General features: G+C 68.9%; 20 protein-coding genes and 4 pseudogenes. 9 read left to right on the top strand and 15 right to left on the bottom strand.

The features are described from left to right. Nucleotides 1-495: 495 nt before the first annotated feature. From ABIA35_RS06600 to ABIA35_RS06625, 6 genes are all read right to left on the bottom strand, one after another. Complete coding sequence (locus ABIA35_RS06600; RefSeq protein WP_370357282.1) at nt 496-1,230, bottom strand: hypothetical protein; 735 nt, start codon at nt 1,228-1,230, stop codon at nt 496-498. A gap of 239 nt (nt 1,231-1,469) precedes the next feature. Continuing rightward, nucleotides 1,470-2,519 (bottom strand): hypothetical protein, encoded by a 1,050-nt coding sequence (locus ABIA35_RS06605; protein WP_370357283.1) that lies wholly within the window; start codon nt 2,517-2,519, stop codon nt 1,470-1,472. A gap of 790 nt (nt 2,520-3,309) precedes the next feature. After that, on the bottom strand, nt 3,310-3,906 hold the full coding sequence (locus tag ABIA35_RS06610) for a WHG domain-containing protein (RefSeq protein WP_370357284.1): 597 nt from the start codon (nt 3,904-3,906) through the stop codon (nt 3,310-3,312). Continuing rightward, nucleotides 3,899-4,735 carry an alpha/beta fold hydrolase gene (locus tag ABIA35_RS06615; protein ID WP_370357285.1) on the bottom strand — a complete coding sequence of 279 codons (837 nt, stop codon included), beginning with the start codon at nt 4,733-4,735 and terminating at the stop codon, nt 3,899-3,901. Before ABIA35_RS06615 ends, ABIA35_RS06610 begins: the two co-directional genes overlap by 8 nt. Nucleotides 4,736-4,820: 85 nt before the next feature. Continuing rightward, on the bottom strand, nt 4,821-4,943 hold the full coding sequence (locus ABIA35_RS06620; RefSeq protein ID WP_370357286.1) for a hypothetical protein: 123 nt from the start codon (nt 4,941-4,943) through the stop codon (nt 4,821-4,823). A 486-nt stretch (nt 4,944-5,429) separates the two neighbouring features. After that, nucleotides 5,430-6,632 carry a hypothetical protein gene (locus ABIA35_RS06625; protein WP_370357287.1) on the bottom strand — a complete coding sequence of 401 codons (1,203 nt, stop codon included), beginning with the start codon at nt 6,630-6,632 and terminating at the stop codon, nt 5,430-5,432. 589 nt (nt 6,633-7,221) lie between these two features. Between ABIA35_RS06625 and ABIA35_RS06630 the strand changes: the two genes are divergently transcribed. After that, nucleotides 7,222-7,536 carry a hypothetical protein gene (locus ABIA35_RS06630; RefSeq protein WP_370357288.1) on the top strand — a complete coding sequence of 105 codons (315 nt, stop codon included), beginning with the start codon at nt 7,222-7,224 and terminating at the stop codon, nt 7,534-7,536. Nucleotides 7,537-7,685: 149 nt separating this feature from the next. On the opposite strand, the gene ABIA35_RS06635 is transcribed toward ABIA35_RS06630, so the two are convergent. The 5 genes from ABIA35_RS06635 to ABIA35_RS06655 form a co-directional block, all read right to left on the bottom strand. After that, nucleotides 7,686-7,907 (bottom strand): hypothetical protein, encoded by a 222-nt coding sequence (locus tag ABIA35_RS06635; protein ID WP_370357289.1) that lies wholly within the window; start codon nt 7,905-7,907, stop codon nt 7,686-7,688. Nucleotides 7,908-7,958: 51 nt separating this feature from the next. Continuing rightward, nucleotides 7,959-9,242, bottom strand: a complete 1,284-nt coding sequence (locus ABIA35_RS06640) for a multidrug effflux MFS transporter (protein WP_370357290.1) — start codon at nt 9,240-9,242, stop codon at nt 7,959-7,961. A 56-nt stretch (nt 9,243-9,298) separates the two neighbouring features. Next, entirely contained in the window at nt 9,299-9,943 is a 645-nt protein-coding gene (locus tag ABIA35_RS06645) for an NAD(P)-dependent oxidoreductase (protein ID WP_370357291.1), read from the bottom strand. 105 nt (nt 9,944-10,048) lie between these two features. Beyond that, the gene (locus ABIA35_RS06650; protein ID WP_370357292.1) at nt 10,049-10,687 is read right to left on the bottom strand and encodes a winged helix-turn-helix transcriptional regulator; all 639 of its coding nucleotides are present in this window, start codon (nt 10,685-10,687) and stop codon (nt 10,049-10,051) included. Between the two features lie 89 nt (nt 10,688-10,776). Beyond that, nucleotides 10,777-11,271, bottom strand: a complete 495-nt coding sequence (locus tag ABIA35_RS06655) for a TetR/AcrR family transcriptional regulator (protein ID WP_370357293.1) — start codon at nt 11,269-11,271, stop codon at nt 10,777-10,779. Between the two features lie 40 nt (nt 11,272-11,311). Between ABIA35_RS06655 and ABIA35_RS06660 the strand changes: the two genes are divergently transcribed. Next, on the top strand, nt 11,312-11,758 hold the full coding sequence (locus tag ABIA35_RS06660; protein ID WP_370357294.1) for an N-acetyltransferase family protein: 447 nt from the start codon (nt 11,312-11,314) through the stop codon (nt 11,756-11,758). A gap of 382 nt (nt 11,759-12,140) precedes the next feature. Here the strand turns inward: ABIA35_RS06660 and ABIA35_RS06665 are convergent. Next, a pseudogene (locus tag ABIA35_RS06665) lies at nt 12,141-12,290 on the bottom strand (IS256 family transposase); the annotation flags it as partial. A gap of 306 nt (nt 12,291-12,596) precedes the next feature. On the opposite strand from ABIA35_RS06665, the pseudogene ABIA35_RS06670 reads away from it, so the two are divergent. The 5 genes and pseudogenes from ABIA35_RS06670 to ABIA35_RS06690 form a co-directional block, all read left to right on the top strand. Then, nucleotides 12,597-12,779, top strand: a pseudogene (locus tag ABIA35_RS06670) (hypothetical protein); the annotation flags it as partial. Continuing rightward, nucleotides 12,766-14,146 (top strand): annotated as a pseudogene (locus tag ABIA35_RS06675) (amidase). The pseudogenes ABIA35_RS06670 and ABIA35_RS06675, both read left to right, overlap by 14 nt. A 9-nt stretch (nt 14,147-14,155) precedes the next feature. Then, nucleotides 14,156-14,716, top strand: coding sequence for a TetR/AcrR family transcriptional regulator (locus ABIA35_RS06680; protein WP_370357295.1), 561 nt, complete (start codon nt 14,156-14,158; stop codon nt 14,714-14,716). Nucleotides 14,717-15,001: 285 nt separating this feature from the next. After that, nucleotides 15,002-16,669, top strand: a complete 1,668-nt coding sequence (locus tag ABIA35_RS06685; RefSeq protein WP_370357296.1) for an APC family permease — start codon at nt 15,002-15,004, stop codon at nt 16,667-16,669. Nucleotides 16,670-16,816: 147 nt separating this feature from the next. Further along, nucleotides 16,817-17,830: pseudogene (locus ABIA35_RS06690) on the top strand (DNA cytosine methyltransferase). Between the two features lie 395 nt (nt 17,831-18,225). Here ABIA35_RS06690 and ABIA35_RS06695 read toward each other — a convergent pair. Further along, the gene (locus ABIA35_RS06695; protein ID WP_370357297.1) at nt 18,226-19,671 is read right to left on the bottom strand and encodes an ATP-binding protein; all 1,446 of its coding nucleotides are present in this window, start codon (nt 19,669-19,671) and stop codon (nt 18,226-18,228) included. A 331-nt stretch (nt 19,672-20,002) separates the two neighbouring features. On the opposite strand from ABIA35_RS06695, the gene ABIA35_RS06700 reads away from it, so the two are divergent. Then, the gene (locus tag ABIA35_RS06700) at nt 20,003-20,665 is read left to right on the top strand and encodes a class I SAM-dependent methyltransferase (RefSeq protein ID WP_370357298.1); all 663 of its coding nucleotides are present in this window, start codon (nt 20,003-20,005) and stop codon (nt 20,663-20,665) included. On the opposite strand, the gene ABIA35_RS06705 is transcribed toward ABIA35_RS06700, so the two are convergent. Then, nucleotides 20,647-22,203: an FAD-binding protein gene (locus ABIA35_RS06705; RefSeq protein WP_370357299.1), complete on the bottom strand. Its 1,557-nt coding sequence runs from the start codon at nt 22,201-22,203 to the stop codon at nt 20,647-20,649. The two genes, ABIA35_RS06700 and ABIA35_RS06705, sit on opposite strands and share 19 nt — an antisense overlap. A gap of 39 nt (nt 22,204-22,242) precedes the next feature. Beyond that, the gene (locus ABIA35_RS06710) at nt 22,243-23,076 is read right to left on the bottom strand and encodes an alpha/beta fold hydrolase (RefSeq protein ID WP_370357300.1); all 834 of its coding nucleotides are present in this window, start codon (nt 23,074-23,076) and stop codon (nt 22,243-22,245) included. Nucleotides 23,077-23,147: 71 nt separating this feature from the next. Between ABIA35_RS06710 and ABIA35_RS06715 the strand changes: the two genes are divergently transcribed. Beyond that, complete coding sequence (locus ABIA35_RS06715) at nt 23,148-23,990, top strand: helix-turn-helix domain-containing protein (RefSeq protein WP_370357301.1); 843 nt, start codon at nt 23,148-23,150, stop codon at nt 23,988-23,990. Nucleotides 23,991-24,041: the final 51 nt, after the last annotated feature.

Raw genomic sequence — 24,041 nt, forward strand, 5'->3', positions numbered from 1 at the left:
TCTGCACGCCGGCGACCGGCTGCACGACCGCGCGGGCAAAGAGGTTGACCCGCCGCAGATCACGTATCGGGTCGACGGCGATCCGACATTGGCCGAAACGGTCCTCGACCGCCTGGAGAGCTACCGCGGATCGGCGCCGGTCCGCGTCGGCAACGCGGCTGCCGACCAACTTCACCTGGACACCTACGGCGAAGCCCTTTACCCCCTGTCCGAGGGCGCCGTACTTCAGCGCAGCACCGGGTACTCGGGTGAAAGTCGTTGGCGCACACCTTGGAACTGGCTCGCGGGGTTCCTGGGACCGTCCCGACGGGGGCGTGTGGTAGAGCCCCGGGCGAGTGCCAGGACTTCACGTTCAACCGCGTGATGTGGGCTGATATATCAACAAACGGGACGGACCGCAGCGGCCATCGATAGGGTGGCGTCAGCCCAGCCCTGACGCCACCCCGAGTCGATCTCCCCGAGATTCACCCGCACCCCGTCGCGGGGCTGCCGCTGTCAGCGGTGGTGGCCGTGGATTTCGTTGTGGGCGTCGGCCGCGGCCTTCGTGTCGGCGCTGGCGATGCCGCCGTTGACGTCGCTGATGTGGCCGTTGCCGTTGGCGGTGGCGCCGGAGGAGTCGCCGCCGCGGCCGCCGTTGTTGTTGCCGTTGACGGTCACATGCACGCCGTCCTGGTCGTGCTCGTGGCGGTGGCAGGGCAGGTTGAGCACGTCCTTGGTGAGGTGGACGACGTGGTCACGGTCGCCGCGGCGGTTGTTGGCCCGGTAGTCCTTGTGGTCGCGGTCCCCGCCGATGACGGCGGCGACGTTGATCAGCTGGCACGAGTCCTTCTCGGTGATGCGGGTACGGATGGTGATGGGCTGGCTGGTTTCCCCAGGGGCCAGGTTTTCATCGCTCTTGCAGGTCACCATCTGGTGCGCGGCGTCGCTGTCGCAGTCCCAGTTTCGGCCTTCGGCGGAGGTCTCGGTGAGCCCGTCGGGCAGCGTGTCCGTGACAGCGTAGGTGCCGTGAGTATCGGCGTTGCCGTCGTTCTTCACCCACAGGGTGTAGATCACTGCGTCGTCAGCCGGGTCCTGGTGCGACTTGTGGATCGTCAGCGACGGCGCCTGCAAGGAGCCAGGCTGATGGATGGGACTCGCGTGGGTCGCGGCCTGCGCGAGGCTGGGACAAGCCAGCGCGCCGCCCAGGGTGATCGCGGCCGCGCCGCCGAGCAGCATCCTGCGTAACACCATCATTCCGTCCTTTCTGGTGGATCCCAGCATGGGAGTCCTGTTGTGTCCCATGAGGCGTCGCGCGCCTTACGGGATGTTTGTCCTATAGAAACCATTTGAGTGGTCTCGCACACGTACCGCTAGTTCATCTAGGCCACAGGAGTTAACTCACGCAAGACGAAGCACACTCGACCGCCCGACGAACGCTCGTTCGTACTGACTCTCAGCCAGCCGCGCGGCAGCCACACACGCGGCCCTGATCAACGGCGCCTGCCGATGCGCCGGAGGGGCATGTGGCAACGGACGGCGTGCTGGATGCGGTGGGGCGTGTGCTTGACGATGCTGACGGCGCGGCCGCCGCGGGCCTTGGCCTGCGCCTTCGCCCTGGCCTGTGCCTGCGCCTTCGCCCTGGCCTGTGCCTGTGCCTGCGCCTTCGCCCTGGCCTGTGCCTGTGCCTGTGCCTTTGCCCTGGCCTGCGCCTGCGCCTTGGCCTTCGCGTCTGCGGCGGCTTTGGCTCTGGCCGTGGCGGAACCGCCGGTGACATCGTGGATGTGGCCGTTGCCGTTCGCAGTGGCGCCGGAGGAGTCTCCGCCGCGGCCCCCGTTGTTGTTGCCGGTGACGTTGACTGTCACGGTGACGTTGCCCTTGTCACCCTCGCGGTGACAAGGCAAGCTGAGCACGTCCTTGGCGAGGTGGATGCTGCTGCCGTCGTGACCTTCGCGGCGGTTGCCGGCGCCGGCACCGCTGCCGTAACCGCCCCGGTGGTCGCCCCCGTCCACGGCAGCGATGTTGATCAGCTGGCACGGATCCTTGTCGGCAATGCCGGTGTGCACAGTGATGGGGTCGCTGCTGGCGCCGGGGGCCAGGTAGGCATCACTCCGGCATGTCACCGCCGTTCGCGAGGCGTCGGTGTCGCAGTTCCAGCTCTGGCCGGCGTCGACGGACCTGTAGGTGGCCCCGTCCGGCAGGGAGTCCACGACGGTGTAGGTACCACTGGTGGGGGCGTTGCCGTCGTTCTTCACCCACAGGGTGTACGCCACGGCGTGGTCGGCCGGGTCCTCGTGGGCTTTGTGGATCGTCAGCGACGGCGCCCACCTGTTTTCGACCGGCTGCGCCGGGCCGACCTGGGCCGCAGCCGCGTACGGCACCAGGGGCGCATCCGCGGACTGCACAACGCCGGGACTGGCCTGGTCCGAAGCCAACGACGGCGCCTGGGGTACATCCGCGGCCTGTGCCACGCCGGGGCAGGCCACGCCGCCGCCTATCGCGATCGCGGCGGCACCGCCGAACAGCATCTTCCGAAGAACCATCTTCTACGCCCTTCCGTCTGTGGGGTTTTTGATCTGTCGCAAGGCTTTTGATGCCTATGTGACACATGGTGCGCTAAGGTTGATTTCATATGATTCCCGTCTGCACCGCGAATCGGCATCGGCCACAAGGGCTACTTGCGCAACACCGCAGCGCACCCTCGTGCCCGCCTCCGGCAAGTAGCGGTTCGGCACACTCGCTTCCCGTCGCGATGAGGCAGAGCGTGGAGAGTTGGGAACACATTCAGCGAGCTGTCCGAAGCCCGTGACGGGCGCATCGCGCACCCCGGCCAGAGGCCGCCGCCCGCGTCGGCGCAGGCTGTCCACACTGGTCAGGCAGCTTGCCGATGTCCGTGGATGACTCCACCGGGCAGTTCGGCAGAGCCGTCGTGCTGCCCTCGATCAGGCTGAGCGATCGACGCCCCGGAGGCCACCCTGGCCAGGGAGACGAACCGCCCCGCCACTTGCGCACCGTGTTCACGCGGTGGCGGACACTGGCTCAGCACCGACGGCGGCGGCCACGACACGTTCTCCCAGCGGGCGGATCGCGGCCGATACGCAAGTGGGTCAGATTCAAGCAGTCGCCGGCGTGCTGGTCGGCCTGGCCTGGACGTGCTGTCGCGTTCCCGTCGTTGCTGCTGGCGATACTCGCCGTGACGCTGTTCGGCAAGGGCCTGGGCGCGCCGGTCGTCGCGTACATGTCCTACACGGCCGGGATGGTGCGCGGGCTCACGGCACAGGAGTGATGGCTGTCGGGACCGGCGGGGAGACTCGGTGGCCGCGGCGATGTGCGTCAGCGGGCGGTGGCGTTGTCTGTACTGGCGGCGGTGAACGCTTGCAGGCCGTGGTCGACGAAAGTGATCATCCAGGTGAAGCTGTCGTCGACGTCGGTGCTGTGCTGGAACCCGCCGGCTGCTTCCAGGGATGCGTATCCGTGCAGGACGGTGCGGAGCATCCGCAGTGCGTGTCGCTCCTGGCTGGGATCGATCCGGTACCCGTGCAGCATGGCCGCCCAGGAGGAGACCACCCGCTCCAGAGCCGGGATGAGCGGGTCGTCGGGCCCGGTCGGGCGGGCGGCATTGGCCAACGCGTACCGGCCGTGGTGTTCGTTCACGAACGTCCGCATCGCCTGTGCGCCGGCGAACAGGGCCTCGCTGCCGGCCCGGCCCTGGATCGCGTCGCGGATGGCGTCGGCGCACTGGTTCGTGGCCAGAAGGGCAACCCGGTGGACAAGGTCGGCTTGGCCGGCGACGTGTTTGTACAGCGAGGGCGTCTTGATCCCGAGTCGTTCGGCGAGCAGGCCCATGCTGAGCTGCTCGAAGCCGACCTCGTCGGCCAGCGCGGCGGCGGCCTCGGTGATAGCCGCCGCGGTGAGTCCGGACCTAGGCACTGGCGGCCGTCTTCGCCAGGAACGGCAGGGCCACCGCCAAGACCTGGTCGGGGGTCTGGGCGTGCGGGTAGTGTCCGGCACCGTCGATCACGACCACCTCGCCGAGACCGGCGGGCAGGTCGGCGACGATCTTCTCGCCCTCGGCGCGGGGCTCGGCCCAGTCGGGGTCCAGGCTGCCTTCGACGATCAGGACCGGGCAGGTGACATTGGCCAGCTGGGCGCCGGCGTCGCTGGGCTTGGACTTGCACATCGCCTGCAGCGCCTCCATGCGTCCGGGCTCGGTCAGTTTGGCCTGGATGCGGGCCAGTTCGCCGTCCCAGTCGGCGGGCTTGACCGGGTAGGCCACATCAAGATACTTCATCCAGTTCGCCACGCGTCCCCGCATGATGACCATCGCCATCTGCGTGTAGCCGGTCCGGAAGCGCTTGACCCGCATCAGGCCGCCCAGGCCCATCGGCTGTGCACGGGTGAACGGGGCCAGCTCGATGACACCGTTGATCAGGTCGGGTGCGGTGGCGGCGGCGATGGTCGCTGCGCCGCCGCTGATCGACTGCCCGATGATCACAGCCGGGCCGCCGAGGTGGCGCACGACGGCGACCAGGTCGCCGGCGATGTCGGTGCGGCTGTATCCGTCCCAGCCGAGGCTGGAGTCCCCGCACCCGCGGATGTCGACGTTCGCGACCCGGTAACCGGCGGCGGCCAGGGCGGGAGCCAGGAAGCGGTAGGAGTGCCGGCTGTCGCCGATACCGTGCGCGAGGACGACCAGGGGCCCCTCCCCGGTCACGTCGTAGGCGATGGTGTTCTTGCCGATTCTCAGGTTCTCGGGCATGACGTCCTCCATCGACGGCTAACTTGATTAGCTTTAGGCTATCTAGATTAGCCATCTAGGTCAACACCCTTCCAAGCTGCACCAGTCACTCGCAGGACATCGCCCGCAACGTCGCCATCGTCACCAGGACCACTTCCATGAGCAGTTCGTGGGGCCGCTGTGTGCCCCCGACGTCGCGGATCAGCTGCTGGCATCGCGAGGTTGCCACCGCTGCGCGGCGAGCCGATCGGGAGCCGCATGGAGGAAGCAAGCCGCAATCCAGATGCGGTGGGGTGCGTGATTTCGATCGCCGCCGCAAACGCGCACGCCGAAGGCGTGGGGACGCGGGTTCGTCGTGTTCGTACTCGTCGCGGGCGGTTGTCTGGCGTATCTGATCGTCAGGCGTGGTCAGCGTGGGCGACCGGGTTACCCATCTGGGCTGCCGACGAACGATCTCCCGATAGCACGCGGTTTTGGACTGGTGGCAATCGTCGTTCGAACCATAGGTGGGCCACTACTACCAGGGCCAGGCAGGCCACCAGCGTTCGGCCACTGACTGCGTTGGCGAGCAGGCCGAGCAGAAGCGGGACCGAGTTGGCGGCCGACGCCGGCCTTGGCCCGCGGAAACCCTGCCATGAGACCTGCGGCGGGATTGTCGTCGGCGATGATGCGGCCTGGTCAGTGGGCCCTGCGGCCCCGGCGCAGACCCCGTAGGCTACGGCGTCGAGGCCCGAGCCCGCAGTCGCGACATGGCCTCCGGCTCCGGCCAGTCGCTCACCAGGTATCGGGTGGGGTGGTAGCCGGGCTCGGGGACGAGTCCGGTCTCCTCCGCCACGACCTCCCAGGTGGCGAAGAACTGTTCGTCGTCGCCGTTCTCCGGGAAGGCGATCCACTCCGCCTCCGGCAGCAGTGTGGGCTGGTCATTGCTCCACGTGGCCAGGGTGAACGTGGTGTCGGTGCCGGGTCGGCCGTAGCGCGAGAAGGCGGCGGCAAACGGGTCGCCGGGCCTGGCCGCGGCCCGGAGCCGTTCGGTCTGGGTCGAGTAGACGACCGAGGCCAGTGCTCCCCAGCCGCGGCGGACCACGTCGCGCGCGGGGTGGCCCGCCGGCACGTCGTATGGCACGACCCGCCCGGCGTCGTCGAGTGTGTAGGCGACCGGGGAGATCGAGCGGACCGCCTCGCCCCATCGTGTCTGCTCGCGGTCCAGCAGTGCGATCAGATCATCAGGGCTCTGCGGTTCCGGCACGACCAGCATCCCGCCCTGGTCCGGGACGAACACCAGCGGCCGCCGGTCCCAGCCCGCCGACCAGGTCGCGAGCCAGCCCTCCAGGAGGATCAGCGAGCCGAGGTAGGTGTGGGTCACTCCCATGAAGTCGGTGGCCGCGGGTGCGGCGTCGCCGCGCTCCTCCAAAAGGTTGCGGAACTCGTGGGCCAGGTTCTCGTGCGCCGCCGCGAAGACCTCCTGCGCGCTCACCCCCCATTGGTCGAGGTCCCGCGGGGTCGGGTACGCCATCGCCTCCGGCGTGTCGATCACCACGAACTCACTGAGACACGGCTGCGCGGGCCGCGACAGCACATCCGGTATGCCGTCATGGCCCATACCGAAGTCGGCTTGGCGCAGCACCGGACGCAGCGCCGGCCGGACTTCGGCCCAGCCGGTGGGCACCGGCGGCGGTGCCACGTTCGAGGCGAGCCGGTCCAGCTGCACGCGCCGCTCGTCGGCGTCGAGGCGTTCGCGCTCGCGGAAGGCGTTACCGAGGAACACCTCGCCCTCGCCAGCGCCGTCGTGCCGGCGGACGGTGACTTTGAAACCGTCGGGATCGTATACGGCCGAGGCGACCCGGTTGTCGGCGGCAATACGCGCAGCGACCTCCTGCCCGAAGCGATCCCGTTCCGACAACCGCTTGAATATCCCCATGATCGGCGACCTTAGCGAAGATCACCACCAAACGCTCGGATACTTGGTGAGCAAACCCTAGGACCCTTGGTGGCTGCGGCACCAAATCACGACTGTTTCACCCGGTATGTGCGCAACGTGGTCGTCGCGGCGGCCGGCGGACAGAACACGGTCTTGAAACTCACGATCCGGCGCTTGTTCTGCGACGACGCCGACTATAGGAAGTGACCTTCGGCGAGCAGGTCCCGCACCTGACATTCCACTGCGAACGCTCGACACTTCAGCTGCGGCTGCGCGAGCACGTCGCACGCTGGCGCCAGGCGCACCGAGGCAACATCCGCCGGCCCAGGCAAGGACGCGATGCTGCGACTGGTCCGAGCCCTGCCGGACCCGCCGGCTGGTCCCGCCCAACAGCGCAGGATGGGCACAGCTGGGGACCGGATCCAGATTCGGTCCCCAGCCCGGACATGTGCCGCAGTATCAAGGTGCTCGCCTTCTCGCCCGGCCGGCTAGTGCCATGACCGAGAAGGTCTACCGGCTGGCGCTGGCGGGCTGTGTGCCGGTTGGATGTGGCGAGACGTCTCAACTCGATGGAGCGAGGACCCGACAAATGACCTCTGACGACCTGTTTGACGAGATCGCCACCGACCTCGCTGTACGCGGTGCCACCGCCGGAGCGATGTTCGGCAAACGCGGCCTCAAAGCCCACGGCAAGGCATTCGCCTGCCTCAAGGGCGACCTGTTGGCTTTCCGGTTGGGCGACGGCACCCCCGCGCACGCCGAGGCCCTTGCCCTGTCCGGAGCCGAACTCTTCGATCCCTCCGGCAAGCACCGCCCGTTCAAAGACTGGGTCGCCATCCCCGTCGCCCACGCCCACGCCTGGCCCCACTACGCCGAGACCGCGCTCGACAGCCTCGACGACTGAAGGAGGAAGGCCAGCGGCACAGCCGGTCAAGGTCCGCAGGCTCACGGACCAAGCGGGCCCGCAGTTCCAGCAGGCCGCTGGAGACCGTGCAGGAATGCGGTCACCGGGCCGGTGCATGAATCACAGAGCACTGCGAGTCATGCGCCCGGTCAATGAAACAGCCATCTGAAATGGTGGCATACGGCTTCAAAAGCATCGGCGGCGGGACGCTGACCGAGCAGCACGTTCAATCCGAGCCCAGCGGACATCGCCATCAGGACCACGGCTCCACGATGGATGTCCTCACCAGGATCGATGTCGCCGACTCGCTGGGCCCGAAGGCGTGGCAGGCTCGCCCCCGTGGCGATAGCGCGGCTTCGCAGGCTGGGCACGGAGGTTCTCCTTCATGAGACGGATGGACGGTCATGACCGCGCGTTGTTGATCAGGTTGGGTTTCCCACCCGGGACGCGGCCTCGGGCTCGGGCGTCGTCGAGAGCGGCGACGCCGTGTTCCCGTTCTGCGATGAGCGGATCAGCAGAGTGAAGACCAGCAGAGAGGCCACGCCCAATGCTGCGACGGTGACGGCCATTGGTAGGGCGCTCCTCGCACCGGCTGCGCCCGCCAGCGGGGCAAGCGCACCGCCGATCAGGAACTGGGAGAAGCCCAGTAGTGCGGCTGCCGACCCGGCGTGCTCGCCGTGGTTCTGCAATGCGAGAGCCGCCGCGTTCGGCAGGACGAGTCCGACACTGGCGACCATCACGAACAGCCCGGCCAACAGGGCGGTGAGTCCCGCGTCGGTGAGCACCACGGCCAGTACTGCCAGACCGCCCACTGCGGAGCCGGTCAGCCCGGCGGACAGCAGGGTCCGGGCGCCGACCCGGTGCACGATGCGGCCGCTCACCTGGCCGGCTGCGACCAGGCCCAGGGCGTTCCCGGCGAATACCGCGCTGTACTGCTGCGGGGTGAGCCCGTGGATGTCCTGCAGGACGAACGGCGATCCGGAGATGTAGGCGAACATCGCCGCGAAGGCGAAGCCGTTCGCCAGGACGTAGCCGGTGAATACGCGGTCGGAGAGCAGCTGGGCGAAGACCGGACCCACGGTGCGCAGGCCACCTCGGTGTCGGCGCTCGGTCGGCAGGGTCTCCGGAAGCCCGATAGCGGAGACGAGAAGCATCGCGGCACTCAACACCGCGAGGGCCACGAAGATCCCCTGCCAGGACGTCACCCGCAGCAGTTGGCCGCCAGCGATCGGCGCGAACACCGGCGCCAGCCCGCTCACCAGAATGAGCAGCGAGAAGAACTTCGCCGCGGCGGTGCCGGAGGTGCGGTCGCGGACCACGGCGTTGGCGATGACGATGCCGGCTGCGCCGCCGATGCCCTGCACGGCGCGCAGCCCCACCAGCACCCAGACATCGGGGGCGAGGGCGCACAGGAGGCCGGCCACGGTGTAGAGCGCGAGCCCGGCCAGCAGCGGGCGTCGCCGCCCGAGTGCGTCACTGAGCGGTCCGGCGAGCAGCTGCCCGGCGGCGAGGCCCAGCAGACAGGCGGTGATCGTGAGTTGGGTGCTGGAAGTGCTGGAGCCGAGGTCCCGCGTAAGCTCTGGCAACCCGGGCACATACGCATCGGTGGACAACGGACCCAGCGCGACCAGCGCGCCGAGGATGATGACGAGCCGGGTTCGGCTGGCGGTGCCGCGATCCGACGCGGCAGGCGATGAGGCGCTCATGGACGGTCCTGCCTTTCTCCACCCGCCGGTCGCGAGCGGCGTTGCGCGGTACCGGGTCAGTAGGCGACGGTGATCCGGCGGCGGATCGCGGTGTTCCGTCCGAGTTCGTCGACGAAGGCGACCGCGTAGTCGGCATAGGTGATCTCGCTCTTGCCTGCGCTGTCGGTGAGCAGCTGGTCGCCACCGATGCGGAAGACGCCGGTGCGCTCGCCCGGACCGATGTGTGCCGCAGGCGATATGAACGTCCATTCCAGGTCGTCGACCTCGCGGTAGAGCCCGAGTGCCTCGATCTGCGCCTCGGCGTTCGCCCTCCACAGCTGGGGGAAGTCCGGGTCGTCAATGACGCGTCGTCCCGGGGCCGCCTCAAGGCTGCCGGCGCCGCCGATCGTCACGAGCCGGGTGACGCCTGCCTCGCGCAGTCCTGCTATCAGAGCTTCGGTGGCGCCGACGATCGTGTCCCGGTCGCTCTCCCGGCCCACCTTGGGACCGACCGCGGAGGCCACGGCGTCGTGCGACACGGCGAGATCAGCGACGGTGGCGGGATCGGTGGCGTCGCCGGCGACGGCGGTGAAGCGCTCGTGGACCAGTCCTTCGATCGCGCCCCGACGGGTGACACCGGTGACGGAGTGCCCGCGGGAGAGCAGCTCCTGGGCGATGGCCAGGCCGATGTTGCCACTGGCGCCGAACAGTAGAACCTTCATGTCAAATCCTTTAGTTATGGGTACGATCCATGACGTGGTCAGGGCTGATCACAGGGCCGTCCACGTACGACGGTCCAGGTATGTGGGTGGGTGCTGCGACCGAGATCAGTGTGCGGTGCGCGGCAGCACCCGGAGCAGCGCATCGGGGTCGCCGTCGAGACGGAGTCCCTGGTCCTGCGCCTCGGCGAGGTCGAGCTCCCCGCTCAGCACCGCGGTGAGGAGCTCGGGAGTGCCGGTCAGCGCGGCGGACGGGCTGTCGGCTCGCCCGGGGTGCGTGTGGACGGCGCCTCCGATGACCTCGATGACCAGATCCTCGTTGCCGTCGGCGTGCAGTTGCAGCAGAACCGGCGGCCGGTCCGGGGTGTGATCGACCAGGCGCCGGGCGGGTACCGCGAGCCAGTGGGTGCGGAAGCTGTCGGTGGCGAGAGGTTCGTGCAGGAGCGGAAGGCCCCACCGGCCGAGTTCCTGCAACACCGACTCCAGCTCCAGTCCCCGGTCCGTCAGCGAGAACAGGGTGGTGGCGACCGGTGGCGGTGCCGCTTCGCGCTGGATCAGGCCCGCCTGCTCGAGTTCCCGCAGCCGTTCCACGAGCAGGTTGCTGGCGATGCCGGGCAGCCCGTTACGCAGATCGGTGTGCCGGCAGGGCCCGAGGGCGAGCAGCTCCCGCACTATCAGCAGGGTCCACCGGTCGCCGACCAAGTCCAAGGCTTTCGCGATGCCGCAGAACTGTCCGTAGGTGCGCATGGGTGAGACCGTACACCATGTAGTTTAGAAAAGAGAGCCAGTTGTTGAGTTTCTAAACTTCGATGGGGAAGACATGCCGGTGTTCTTCATCAGCGCCGAGCCTGGACGTGCAACCCCTCAAGCAGAGCTGTCAGGTAACGCTGAGCGACCTCAGCGCGAGCGGCGTAATCGCCGTCGTGGACGTTCGCGGCAAAGGCGATCCTGCACATGAGCGGGACCATGTCGTCGGAGGTCAGATCGCCGTGCACGACTCCGGCGACGCGGGCTCGGTCGAACAGGCTCGCGCCGACCGACCACAGGGTCTGCTTCAGTTCGGTGGTGCGCGGCAGGGCGTCCGTGGACGCGGCGACGACCGGCGCCAGAGAAACCTCCGCGGCCTGTGCTTCGACGGTGCGGGACAGGAATCCGGCGAAGGCGCGCCAGGGATCGTCGTCGACCAGCGCCCGCTCGCCGTGGGCGGCGAGGGCCTCCAGGCAGGGCGTCGCGAGGGTCTCCACCAGCGCCTCGGCAGTGGGGAAGCGACGGTAGACGGTGCCAACGCCCAGTCCGGCGCGGCGGGCGACGTCGTCGAGTTGCAACGGCACGGCTTCGACCAGTGGACTCCGTTCAAGCCTCTCTTGAGGCGTGCTTGTCTTCCGTGAGGCCGGTCTTGACGATTTCGAACACGTTCAACGCCTTTACCGACAGTTGAACCCAAACGGCCCGGAAGTCACGGACGGCTCGGACGCGACCGCGTTCGCCGCGATCATCGATCGGCAGGGCCTGCACCTGTTCGTCCTCGAAGTCGACGGCGCCGTCGTTGCCTCCACCTACCTGAACTTGATTCCCAACCTCACCCGATCCGCCGCACCATACGCGGTCATCGAAAACGTCGTCGTCGAAAAGGCGCTGCGCGGAACTGGCCTGGGCAAACGCATCATGGCGGACACGCTCCAAGCCGCATGGGACGCCGGCTGCTACAAGGCGATGTTGATGACCGGCTCCCAACGGCCATCCACCCACGCGTTCTACAAGGCATGCGGCTTCGACCCCGACGCCAAGTTCGCATTCCTCGCCCGCCCACCGCGATGACCTGACCGCGGGAACGGCAAGATTAGTCTGAACAGACTTCCCGTCAGTCGACCGGACCAATCTTGCCAACTACAAGGCCAACGAGCCTGCGCCTGGCAGCCCTCCGCCGGAACGGACACCAGGGATCTTGCAAGCCATGGTCCAGGATGGTCCAGGGAGCATCTCGAAACACCGTCCCTGACCGGCCCTTCAAACTCGGCTCCGGATCCGCTCCTGTTCTCGGACGGCGATTCAGCCAGCACCGCTGACAGCTGCTGTACGTCGGCGGCGGCGGCCCGATCGAGCCGCCCCGGCAGCGCATCTCGCCGCTGGCTCAGCCGGCCGCGTCCGCGCTGGTGGTGCATGAGGTGGCCAGCGAGCGATCTGTGTTCAGGTTAGGCACTCAGGGCGCTGGTTCGGTGATCGGCTCGCCGTCCTTATTGCCGGTGGCGGTGAGGCATCGGATCGTGGCCAGGACTTCCAGGCCTATGTAGCGGCGCCCTTCGGCCCATTAGTCGTTCTGCTCCGCCAGCACGGCGCCGACCGGCCGGATCCTCGACCAGCCGCAACGACCGGCCTTGGCGAGACGTCCGCCTCCGTTCGCGGACGCGGGCCTGATCAGGTGGGTCGAGCCTGGCCGAGCCGTCGTCCCCGGGATCTCGCTGATTCCCACGGCCGGGCGCACTCCGGGCCACGTCTCGGTGCTGATCGAGGACGCCGGCGAGAGCGCCGTCATCACAGGCGACCTGCTGCACTTCCCGATGCAGATCGCCCACCCCGACTGGTCGGCGGAGATGGACACCGGCCCCGACGCGGCGGCCCGTACCCGAAGAAACTTCGTCGAGCGGTTCGCCGATTCCAGGCGGCCCGCTGGGCCGCCCGCGCCGGGCTCCACCTGCCCGCCGATCGCCACGCGGCGGTCGCGGCCGTCGCCAACCACATCAGCTCCGTCGTGGAGGTGCTGCGCGAGCTGGACTTCGGCGACACCCCGCCGGCCACCGCCTACCGCGCGGGAAGGGAGATCCACGATGCAGCCGTATGAACTGTCCCTGGCCGCAGCCGCCGACGCGATCCGGGAACGGCAGCTGTCCCCCGTCGAGCTGGTGGGCTCGACCCTTCAGCGCATCGCGCAGTTGGAGCCGCAGCTTCAGGCCTACGTCACCATCACCGCCGAGCGAGCCCGCAAGGCCGCGCGTGAAGCAGAACACGAGATCGCGGCCGGCCGCTATCGCGGTCCGCTGCACGGCATCCCCATGGGTGTCAAAGATCTGATCGACGTCGCGGGCGCGGCGACGACGCCCGGCTCCCGAGTCCGCGCCGGCCACCGGGCGCAGACCGACAGCACGGTCGCCACGCGCCTGGCGCAGGCCGGTGCCGTCCTGCTGGGCAAGACGCACACGCACGAGTTCGCCTACGGCCTGACCACCCCGCAGACCCACAACGCGTGGGACACCGACCGGGTCGCGGGCGGCTCGAGGGGCGGATCCGCCGTCGCCGTCGCCGCCGGCATGGCCACGTTCGCCCTCGGTACCGACACCGGCGGGTCCATCAGGGTGCCCTCCGTGCTCAACGGGGTGGTGGGCCTCAAACCGACCTACGGCCTCGTCCCCCGCCACGGCGTCACCTCCCTGTCCTGGTCACTGGACCACGTCGGCCCGATCACCCGAACCGTCGAGGACGCGACCCTCGTCCTGACTGCCCTGGCCGGACACGACCACCGGGACGCCGCCTCCCTGACCGCACCCGCCGTGGACTACCGGCCGACCGCCGGCCCGGACCTGACGGGGCTCCGCGTCGGCGTACCCCGCGACTACTACTTCGACCACACCGACCCCGAGGTCGAAGATGCCGTCCGGCAAGCCGTCGACCTTGCAAGCTCCCGGCGCACGCCTCGTCGACGTGCAGATCCCCATGACGCGCTATATCCAGGCAACCCAGTGGGCTCTGATGGTGCCCGAGACCACCGCGTACCACGAGGGCACCCTGCGCACCGTCCCCGAGCTCTACCAGGCCGATGTCCGGATCCTGCTCGAGGCCGGCGAACTCATGCCCGCCGGGGACTACCTGCGCGCTCAGCGTTCCCGCACCCTCATGCGGCAGGAATGGGCCCACCTGCTGCAGCAGGTCGACGTGATCGCCGCCCCCACCGTCCCGGCGACCGCCGTCAAGGCCGGCCAGGAGACAATCACCTGGGCCGACGGCACCGTCGAGGGTGTCTCCGACGCCTACGTATGTCTGTCGTCCCCCGCCAACATCACCGGAATACCGTCGCTCTCCGTACCGGTCGGCCAGGACACGGCGGGGCTGCCGATCGGCATGCAACTCCTCGGGCGACCGCTCGAGGAGAGCGTTCTCCTACGGATCGGCCATGCCTACGAGCAGTCACTAGAAGCAATGATTTCGCTTTAAAGTGAATCCATGAGCAGAGAAATGGTTCGCCCCGGCGGACGCAGCGCACGCGTCCAGGCCGGGGTGCACGCCGCCGTACGCGAGCTGTCCGCCGAGGTGGGCCGGGACGCCCTGACCGTGCCGATGATCGCCCAGCGCGCGGGGGTGACCCCGTCGACGGTCTACCGGCGGTGGGGGGACCTGCAGGAACTGCTCTCGGACGTCGCGGTCGAGCGGCTACGACCCGACACCACACCCGGCGATCACGGCACACTCCGCTCCGACCTGACGGCCTGGGCCGAGCAGTTCCTCGACGAGATGTCCTCCCCCTCCGGCCGCGCCTACGTCCGCGACGCCCTGCTCGGCGACCCGGACGGCGGCAACGCCGGCCGCTGCTCCGCCTACGCCGCCGAACAGATCGACGTCATCCTCACCCGCGCCACCGAACGCGGCGAGCAGACACCCGCCGTTGAGACCGTCATGGACCGTGTCGTCGCTCCCCTGATGTACCGCATCCTCTTCCGCCCCGACGGCCTCGACGCCGTGTACGCCCGCCAACTCGCGACAGGAATCCTCGAGGTGACTGGATAGGTGCTCCTTTGAATTGGGGCCCGGCTTGATCGTGGCCTGAGATACCGGCGGGATGGCGATCGTGTCGAGACCCTTGACCCGCGTGGTTCAATCCATTGCCGGAGAAGCGGCACCTGGATGCCCCGGGCGGTCAATCGAAAAGTCTCAATCGAATAACGGCGCCTGTCCTTCGCATGATGTTCGGTCTACTTTGGGGCGACTCGTCCGCAAACATTCCGCACACAAGCCGAACACGGCAGTACACGCGGACCCGCCCCCCATGCCATGACCGAAAGGTGCCCCACCTTGGCATCCGTCGAAATCCTCACTCCGCGGGCCGGCTCCGGCTCCTCCGGCGGCCCCGGCCGCTCCTCCCGATCCCTCAAGCGCGAAGTCGGCCTCATCGGCCTGACCTGGGCCTCCGTCGGCTCGATCATCGGTTCCGGCTGGCTGTACGGCGCCCAGAAGGCCGTCGTCGTCGCCGGCCCCGCCGCGATCGTGTCGTGGATCATCGGCGCCGTGGCGATCACGCTGCTCGCCTTGGTGCACGCCGAGCTCGGCGGCATGTTCCCGGTGGCCGGCGGTACCGCGCGGTATCCGCACTACGTCTTCGGCGGGTTCGCCGGCATGTCGTTCGGCTGGTTCTCCTGGCTTCAGGCGGCAACCGTGGCGCCGATCGAGGTCGAGGCCATGATCGGCTACGCCGGGTACTTCAGCTGGGCCAAGAGCTGGCAGAACCCCGACGGCACGCTGACCCACACCGGCTTCCTGGTCGCGCTGGCACTGCTGGCGGTGTTCGTCCTGGTGAACTTCCTGGGCGTCAAGGCGCTCGCCCGGGTCAACACCTCCGCGACCTGGTGGAAGATCTTCATCCCGCTGCTGGCGATCTTCGTGATCTCCGCCGGGCACTTCGAGGTCTCGAATTTCACCTCGCACGGCTTCGCCCCATTCGGCGCCAAGGGCATGCTGGCGGCGATCAGCACCTCGGGCATCATCTTCGCGCTGCTGGGCTTCGAGCAGGCCATCCAGCTGGCCGGCGAGTCGCGCAACCCCGAGCGCGACATCCCCCGCGCGGTCCTCGGATCGGTCGCCATCGGTGCCGGCATCTACCTGCTGCTGCAGCTGTCCTACATCGGCGCCTTGCCGGGCAGCACCTTCGTGCACGGCTGGGCGAACCTGGCCTACAAGGGCATCGACGGTCCGTGGGCCGGCCTGGCCTCGATCGTCAGCCTGGGCTGGCTGGCACTGATCCTGCGGGCCGACGCCATCGTCTCCCCCGGCGGCACCGGCCTGATCTACACGGCCTCCACCTCGCGCATCTCCTACGGCATGGCCCGCAACGGCCTGGTGCCCCAGCTGTTCGCGCGCAGCAACAAGCGCGGCGTGCCGTGGTTCGGCCTGCTGGTCTCCCTCGGCATCGGCGTGCTCTGCTTCCTGCCGTTCCCCAGCTGGCAGCGGCTCGTCGGCTTCATCACCTCAGCCAGCGTGCTGATGTACGCCGGCGCCCCGCTGGCGTTCGGGGCGCTGCGCAAGCGACTGCCGGAGGCCGAGCGGCCCTACCGGCTGCCCCTCGGCGGCGTGATCGCACCGCTGTCCTTCGCGGTCGCGGGCCTGATCATCTACTGGTCCGGCTGGGACACACTGCGCTGGCTGGCGGGCTTCACGGCGGTCGGATACGCACTGCTCGGCAGCTACGCCTGGTACGCGCACGCGACCCGCAAGCCCTACGCGCCGCGGATGCAGTTCAAGTCCGCGTTGTGGCTGCCGGTCTACCTGCTCGGTCTGGGGCTGATCTCCTGGCAGGGCGGCTTCGGCCAGGGCGCAGAGGGCCACATCGGGCTGTGGTGGGACATGACGCTGGTCGCCGCGTTCTCGCTCGCCATCTACTACTGGGCGGTCAACACCGCACTGCACGCCGAAGAGATCCAGGCAAACGTCGCCATGGTCGAAGTAGTCGACGAGGGCGGCCACTGACAGCTCACCGGATGTGCAACGAGACCCGGCCCGGCGAATGATCGCCGGGCCGGGTCTCGTTGCACCATGTTTGCGATTTTGAACCGTACCGGGATGGTGCCATGCTTTTCCGTTTGACAGCCAGGTCGGAGCTGTCCCCAGACCTGGCTGTCAAACCCGTCGCCATGGTCTGAATCCGGACGGTTCACCGGATACGGCGGCCTCGACCTTGCCGCCAAGTCCGTGTTCGGCGCACGCCCCGTCTGGTTCGCCGACAACGACCCCGACGCAGCACGAGTACTGAAGCACCACCACCGTCACGTACCGAACCTCGGCGACATCACCGCCCTGGATTTCACCGACCGAGCAGCGGTGCCGGGCATCGACATCCTCGCGGCCGGATGACCGTGCCAGGACATCTCCATCGCCGGACGCGGCGAAGGACTGAAGAAAGGAAACCGTTCTGGCCTCTGGTTCACCGTCGCAGCCGCCGTTCGCGATCTACGACCCGATCTCGCGCTCCTGGAAAACGTTGCTCAACTCCGACAGCGAGGACTCGACCAAGTCCAAGCCGACCTGGCCGGCAGCGGGTACCACACGGAATGGCTATGCCTCCGAGCGTCCGAGGTCGGCGCCCCGCACCGACGAGCCCGCATGTTCATCCTCGCCTGGAACCCCGGCGAACACGCGCAGCGCCTCCTCGAAGCTGCTGCCCACGCCCCAGGCCCGCGACGGCGACGGACGGGGAGCCTCCGATCCTGCTGTGCGCCGAGCCGGAGGCCACTCAGTGGGACTGGACGATGCGGTCTCGGTCCTGGCGGAACCGCGCTCGGAGGCGATGCTGTTCCCAACACCGAGGGCATCCGACGGGCCGAAGGGCGGGCCGAACCAGCGCGGGTCAAAAGGCGACCTGATGCTCACCTCTGCGATCGCCCGACTGGCCCGGCACCCGACCCGACCGAACCCGGGCGCCACGGTCCCCCACGAATGCGACCGGAGTTCAGTGCCTGGCTGATGGGGCTGCCAACTGACGACTGTCTCGCCGCAGTCCCGGACGTGTCCAGGATCGCCGCACTGCGACTGGCCGGAAACGGCGTCGTGCCGCATCAGGCCGAGACCGCGTTCCGCGAGCTGGCTCGCCGGGCATGTGACTACGGCCAGCAGCACAGTGCAGGTCCTTGAACGGCGGGAGCCCGGCATTCCGGCACCGACAAATGCGTCCCTCGGAGAACACTCATCACTGAGTACGCAGCCTTATGACACGCGCCGGTACCCGCAAGGCGAAGCGCCCTGCACACGAATACAACCACTACCGCTGATCCAGCCCGATTCACGCGCCCGGTGACCTTGCCCTGTCGAGATCACCGGGCCACTGGAGTTCGCGCGGCTGGCGGCGCCCGGCATGCAGGCCGATTCACTTATATCGAAAGCCTGAGCAAGGTCGCGTCGGCCAGCCTTCATTGCGGGTCGCGCCGTGGAAAGAAGGCGAACCGATTCGGCTCCTCGAGGAGACTGCGAAGACCTCCAGCTGATTCACTGCCGTCATCAAGCAGTGCGACCGACACCAGCGTCCTCAATCACGTATCCTCAGGGGCGTTTTCGCTCACGGGTGAATCCGAGGCCGACGGTGCGAGCGTGAAGTAGAACGTGGCGCCCTGGCCGGGAACACTTCGCGCCCAGGTCCGCCCGCCGTGTCGGCCGACGATGCGCGAGACGATCGCCAGCCCGATGCCGGTGCCCGGGAACTCTTCGGCACTGTGCAGGCGCTGGAACGGTGTGAACAGCTTCTTCGCGTACCGCGCGTCGAACCCGGCCCCGTTGTCGGCCACGAAGTAGGTCCGGTCCTCGCCGGTCCCGATGGATCCCACGTGGATATGCGCGGGTGTGCGGCCCGCGGTGAACTTCCAGGCGTTCGCGAGCAGGTTCTGCAACACCACGGCGAGCAGCGTCGCGTCGCCGGTGGCGGGCAGGTCCTCGATGACGATCTCGACCTCGCGTCCGGGTTCGGCGCCGGCGAGTTCGGCGAGGATCTCGCGGGCCGCCTCGCCCAGGTCGACCGGGCGGCGCACCAGTTCGGTCCGCGCGGTGTGGGACAGGCTGAGCAGGGCGTCGATCAGGTCGGACATGCGCTCCGTCGCGGTGCAGACGCGTTTGAGGTAGTCCAGGCCCGTCGCGTCGAGCTGTGCGGCGTAATCCTCGAGCAGGATCTCGCTGAAGCCGCCGATCGTCCGGAGCGGGGCGCGCAGGTCGTGGGACACCGAATACGCGAAGGCGTCGAGCTCCCGGGTCGTCGCCTCCAGCTCGGCCGTACGCTCCCGCACCCGCGTCTCCAGCTCGGTGATCAGCATGCTGACGTGCTTCTCGGCGCGCTTGAGGTCGGTGATGTCCGTGGAGATCCCGCAGACCGCGTGCGGACGGCCGTCCATGTCGGTGATCGGGTACTTCACCGTGATGTAGATGTGGGGGCCGTCAGGGTGCGGGGCGACCTCCTCCACCTGGATCGGCACACCGCGCTTCAGCGCCTTGAGATCGTTGGCGCGGAACCTGTCCGCGATGTCCTTCGGGAACAGGTCGTGGCTGGTCAGCCCGACGATGGTCTCCCGCTGGACGTTGAACAGCAGCTCGAACTCGCGGTTGACCAGGATGTAGCGGCCGTCGATGTCGCGCATGTAGATCACGGCGGAGGTGCTGTCGATCACCTTCCACAGCTGGTCGCTCTCCTTGGTGGCCTCCAGCAGCAGCGTCTGCGTACTGCGCACCGCCGCTTTGGCGCGCGTCGCGACGCGCGCGGCGAACAACCCCGCGGTGCCGAGGACGGCCACATCGGCGGCGGCGACGGCGATCGCCGTCGTGCGGGACGGCTCCGCGCCGGCCGAGGCGAGAACGAGCACGTCGGCGGCACCGGTCACGGCGATGACGGCGGCCATCCCGGCCAGCAACGGCGCGCGTCGCACGGCGGAGGCCCGTACCCGCAGCCTGCGCCGTACCGCACCCGGCTTCGCGGTGCCGTCGCCGGAGGTCACCGGCAATTTCCCCGATCCGTCGCCCCGACAGGTCGCCCCATTGCCTCACCTCAATGCCGACTGCCGCCGACTGCCGCCGACTTCCTGTGCCGCCGACTTCCTCTGCCTCACCTCAGTGGCGACTTCCTCGAGGCTGTGCCTGCCTTTCTCGAGTCTGTGCAGCCCCGGGGCGACCGGCAACCTCACTGAGCCTTGTGGGGCGCATCGGTCGTGCTTGGTCGTGCCTGGTCGTGCTCAGTCGTGCTCAGTCGTGCCCGGTCGTGCTCCATCGCGCTCGACCTTCGCCGCGAGCGGTCCCGCGAGACAATGGCGGTGACCGAGGAGGCCGGAGATGTCGACAGATTCGGCGGCGGAGCTGCGTGCCTACCGGCGCGCCGCGCAGGCGGCGGCGTTCGACCACATCGGCGAGCGCTACGACGACGCGTTCCCCCACAAGGACGGCCAGATCGCCGTCGCCCAGTGGCTCATCAAGCGGCTGCCGCCCAATGCGCGCGTGCTGGACGTCGGGTGCGGTACCGGGCTGCCGACGGCCCGCCAGCTGGTCGCGGCGGGCGCCGACGTCACCGGCATCGACATCTCACCGGTGATGCTCTCGCTGGCCCGGGCCAACGTGCCCGAAGCTGCGTTCCTCCTTGTGGACGCCACCGAGATGGACGTCGCGCTCGGCTTGTTCGACGCGGTCGTCGCGTTCTTCTCGCTGCTCATGCTCCCGCGTTCGGAGATCCCGGCCGCGCTCGCGGCGCTGCGCGGCGTGCTGCGCCCCGGCGGGTGGCTCGTCCTGAGCATGGTCGAGGCCGACCTCGATGACGTGCCCATCTCGTTCCTGGGTGTGTCGGTGCACGTCACCGGGTACTTCGAGGAGCGGTTGCACCGGGTGGTGAGCGAGGCCGGGTTCCGTATCGTCGTCCAGGAGACCGTCCGCTACGCACCGGTCGACCGCTACGCGCCGCCGGAGATCCAGTTGTTCCTCGTCTGTCAGCCCGACGACTCCTGACCCGCCGCGCCGAGCGTGATCGCCTTGGAGGAACCCGCGGGCGGCGGGAAGATCCCCTGTCCCGGAGTCAAGATCCGGCGCGGGTCGTAGCGCTGCTTGGCGGTGACGAAGAACGGCCACTGCGAGCCGTACTGCTGGCGCCAGTCGGCCGTGGTCAGGCCCGGAATGGACCCGACCGGGTACTGGGTCCCGTCGAGCGCCTGGTTCTCGTGGTAGAGCGCGGCGTTCGCGGTGAGCATCGCCGACGCCGGCAGCGCGCCGACGTCCGGTGACGCGGTGCGCAGAATCGAGAACAGGAAAGCGAACTCGCCATGGCGCGGCACCCGCAGCAACGGCGCGGTCAGCTTCGCCACCGGGACCGGGTAGACCAGGACCAGCCCGCTCGCCCCGATGTCGGCCGCGGTCAGCCCGGCGACGGTCGTGCTGACGAAGGCGTCGGCCGCCGCGTCGGGGACCAGCAGGTTGAGCCAGGGGTGGGGGTCGAACCACTCGCCGGTGGACTGCAGGAACGCGACGACCGGCGCGAGCTGGTTGATGAAGTCGACGTAGGCGAAGTCCTGGGTCTGCGGCACCCCGGTGAAACCGAGGCCGGCGAGCACCGCGGCGTCGTTCGGCGGGGTGGCGTCGTAGTAGACGGCCCCTTGCAGGGCGAACCCGGCGGAGGCACCGACCGGGCTGACCGAGCCTTCGAGCCAGTCGAACCGGCCGTCGTGCGCCGCCTGCCGCTGCGCCGCCATCAGGCTCGCGGCCGTGGGGTAGGCGAGCGTGTAGCTGCGCACCGACGTCGGCGCGGCCACCAGCCGCACGGTGCACCGGGTGATCACCGCGACCTGCCCGAGCCCGGCGAGCGCGGCGTGGAACAGGTCGGCGTGCTTGGCCGCGGAGCAGGTGAGCACCTCGCCGGTCCCGGTGACCACGTCGAGCTCGGTCACGTTGTCCACCTGCGCACCGAAGCGCTGCGTGGCCCCGCCGAACCCGCCGGCGGCGACGGTGCCGCCCACCGACAGCTCGATGTAGTCGGTGAACACCGGCGGCGTCAGCCCGTGCGCGACGCTCGCGGTCAGCAGCGTGTGCCACAGCGCGCCGGCACCCACCGACGCCGTCTTCGCGACGGGGTCGACCGAGATCGCGTTCAGCGGCGTCATGTCGATCACCAGACCACCGCTGACCTGCGCCTGGCCGAACGTCTGGTGCCCCTGGCCGCGCGGCGCCACCGGCAGCCCCAACCGCGCGCAGAACCCGATCATCACCGCGATGTCCTTGACCGACCCGGGCTCGAGCACCGCCCGGGGCGTGCGATGGACCAAATGGCCGAAGTCGTCGGCGAACGGCGCGAGATCGGCCGGATCGAGCAGCAGCCGCCCGTCCAGGGGCGGCACCGGCACGACGCCGGACCCGCCCCCGGCCGCACTCCCGGAGTCGGCGGCTCCCCCGGTGTCAGCCGCCGCCCAGACCCGCGCGGTGGGATCGAAGCCAGCGACCAGTACGCCGCCGGCGAGCGTGCGCAGCAAGGTCCGTCGGCTCGGTGTGTGCCCCACGTCTGGCCTCATTTCCCTTGATCGACAGAACGCCGAAAGTTAATCGTGGCGCGCCGCCACTTCATCGGAGGCGCGCCGTGGACGTCCGGCGATGAACCCGCTGATCGCCGTCGCGACAGCGTGCGGTACCTCCAACGGAGACAGATGACCTGTCTCTGGGAGCACCTCCAGCGACGCTGTGCCGATGAACGGCAGCAGATGATCGGCCAGTGTCGCCGGCGGGTCGACGCGGTCGTCGGATCCGGCGAGGACCAGGACCGGCACGTCGATCCGCGCCCCTGCCTCGGTGAGGTCCTCGGTCAGTCCCTCGCTCGGCCACGCCAACCGGGCCTGCGGATTGCCCGCCAAGCTGTCGGCGACGACCTGCGCTCGGAGATCCGGGGTCAGCTCCCCCAGCGTGAGCACGTGGTCGATGGCTGCTTGGACCGCCGCCTCGGACGTGTAGACGTTCTTCAGCTGTTCGCGGGTGTCCTCGTCGACGGTCGGGCGTGGCGGCGCCGGCGCGACCAGAACCACGCCGGCCAGGCCGGGCGGGCGCCGGGAGGCCACGAGTTGCGCCACCTTGCCGCCCATGGAGTGCCCGACCAGGACGAACTTCTGGATGCCGAGCCCGGCCACGATGCGTTCCACGTCGTCGGCCAGCTGCTCCAGGCCGTAGGGCCCGGGCAGCGCTGAGGCGTCGCCCCAGCCCCGGTGGTCGAAGGTGACTATCGGACATTGGCCGCGCAGGCGGTCGACGACCGGTCCCCACGTCCGGCGGGAGCCTCCCCAGTAGTGCAGCATGATCAACGTGGGCTGATCCTGGCTTCCGTCTTCGATATACGCGCGGGTGGTGCCGCCAACTATGGCGATTTCCCGAGATTCGAGTGTCATCGTCGCGTTCCTTTCCTCGTGATCGACACTAGGCGGGGCATCACTGCCAGTACGAGGTATGTTCGGGACTGATGATTGTCAAAAACGGACACTCGCAGCCGATCCGCGCAGCCCGCTACACGCCGGACGCGCTGGGTGTCGAGCTGCTCACCTTCGCCGAACTGCGGCAGATGCGCGCCGGTCAGCGGCCCTGGGAGCTTGTGCGGGCGGACTTCCACGTCATCGCGTGGTGCGAGTCCGGGACGGGCGAGGTGACCGTCGATTTCGTTCAGCACCGGTTCGGCGCCGGCGAGGTCGCGTGGATCCGGCCGGGTTGGACGCACCGCTGGGACGACGTCACCGACGCCGACGGCGCGGTCCTGCTGTTCCGCCCCGAGCTGCTGCGCACCGCAACCGCCGCGGCGCAGCCGCCCGGTCTGGCCGGCAGCCCGATCGCCCCGATCACGAACCTGGCGATGGCGGCGTTCCACCACCTGCGCCAGGAGTCGGCCGCCGGCGACGACAGCCCGGCCGCCGCGCCTGTCATGCGCAACCTTCTGGAGGTGCTGATGCTGAGGCTGGCACCGTCTTCATCGCGGGCAGACGACTCGGCGGACAGCCTGTTCTCGACATTCGCCGCGACGGTGGAGACCAACTTCCCCCAGCACCGGGACTTGGCCTGGTACGCAGCCCGCCTCGGCTACGCGCCCCGCACGCTCAGCCGCGCCGCCCAGGCCGCCGCCGGAGTCGGTGCCAAACGCTTCATCGACGACCGCGTCGTGCTGGAAGCCCAGCGGTTGCTGGCCCACACCGACGACGCCGTGGCGCGCATCGCCCAGCACGTGGGATTCGACGACACGGCGAACTTCGCCAAGTTCTTCCGGACGCGCAGCGGCATGACACCGGGCCGGTTCCGGGAGTCGGTGCGGGCATGACCCTGCTTACCGCAGCAAGGTCGGAACTCGTGTCAGGGCCGGAACGCGTCT

Source organism: Catenulispora sp. MAP12-49 (assembly GCF_041262705.1).
GTDB lineage: Bacteria > Actinomycetota > Actinomycetes > Streptomycetales > Catenulisporaceae > Catenulispora.

Coding starts and splice junctions, on each gene's coding strand:
- ABIA35_RS06600 (WP_370357282.1), bottom strand. CDS start 1,230: ATGGTGTTACGCAGGATGCTGCTCGGCGGCGCGGCCGCGATCACCCTG.
- ABIA35_RS06605 (WP_370357283.1), bottom strand. CDS start 2,519: ATGGTTCTTCGGAAGATGCTGTTCGGCGGTGCCGCCGCGATCGCGATA.
- ABIA35_RS06615 (WP_370357285.1), bottom strand. CDS start 4,735: ATGCCCGAGAACCTGAGAATCGGCAAGAACACCATCGCCTACGACGTG.
- ABIA35_RS06625 (WP_370357287.1), bottom strand. CDS start 6,632: ATGGGGATATTCAAGCGGTTGTCGGAACGGGATCGCTTCGGGCAGGAG.
- ABIA35_RS06630 (WP_370357288.1), top strand. CDS start 7,222: ATGACCTCTGACGACCTGTTTGACGAGATCGCCACCGACCTCGCTGTA.
- ABIA35_RS06640 (WP_370357290.1), bottom strand. CDS start 9,242: ATGAGCGCCTCATCGCCTGCCGCGTCGGATCGCGGCACCGCCAGCCGA.
- ABIA35_RS06645 (WP_370357291.1), bottom strand. CDS start 9,943: ATGAAGGTTCTACTGTTCGGCGCCAGTGGCAACATCGGCCTGGCCATC.
- ABIA35_RS06650 (WP_370357292.1), bottom strand. CDS start 10,687: ATGCGCACCTACGGACAGTTCTGCGGCATCGCGAAAGCCTTGGACTTG.
- ABIA35_RS06680 (WP_370357295.1), top strand. CDS start 14,156: ATGAGCAGAGAAATGGTTCGCCCCGGCGGACGCAGCGCACGCGTCCAG.
- ABIA35_RS06700 (WP_370357298.1), top strand. CDS start 20,003: ATGTCGACAGATTCGGCGGCGGAGCTGCGTGCCTACCGGCGCGCCGCG.
- ABIA35_RS06710 (WP_370357300.1), bottom strand. CDS start 23,076: ATGACACTCGAATCTCGGGAAATCGCCATAGTTGGCGGCACCACCCGC.
- ABIA35_RS06715 (WP_370357301.1), top strand. CDS start 23,148: ATGATTGTCAAAAACGGACACTCGCAGCCGATCCGCGCAGCCCGCTAC.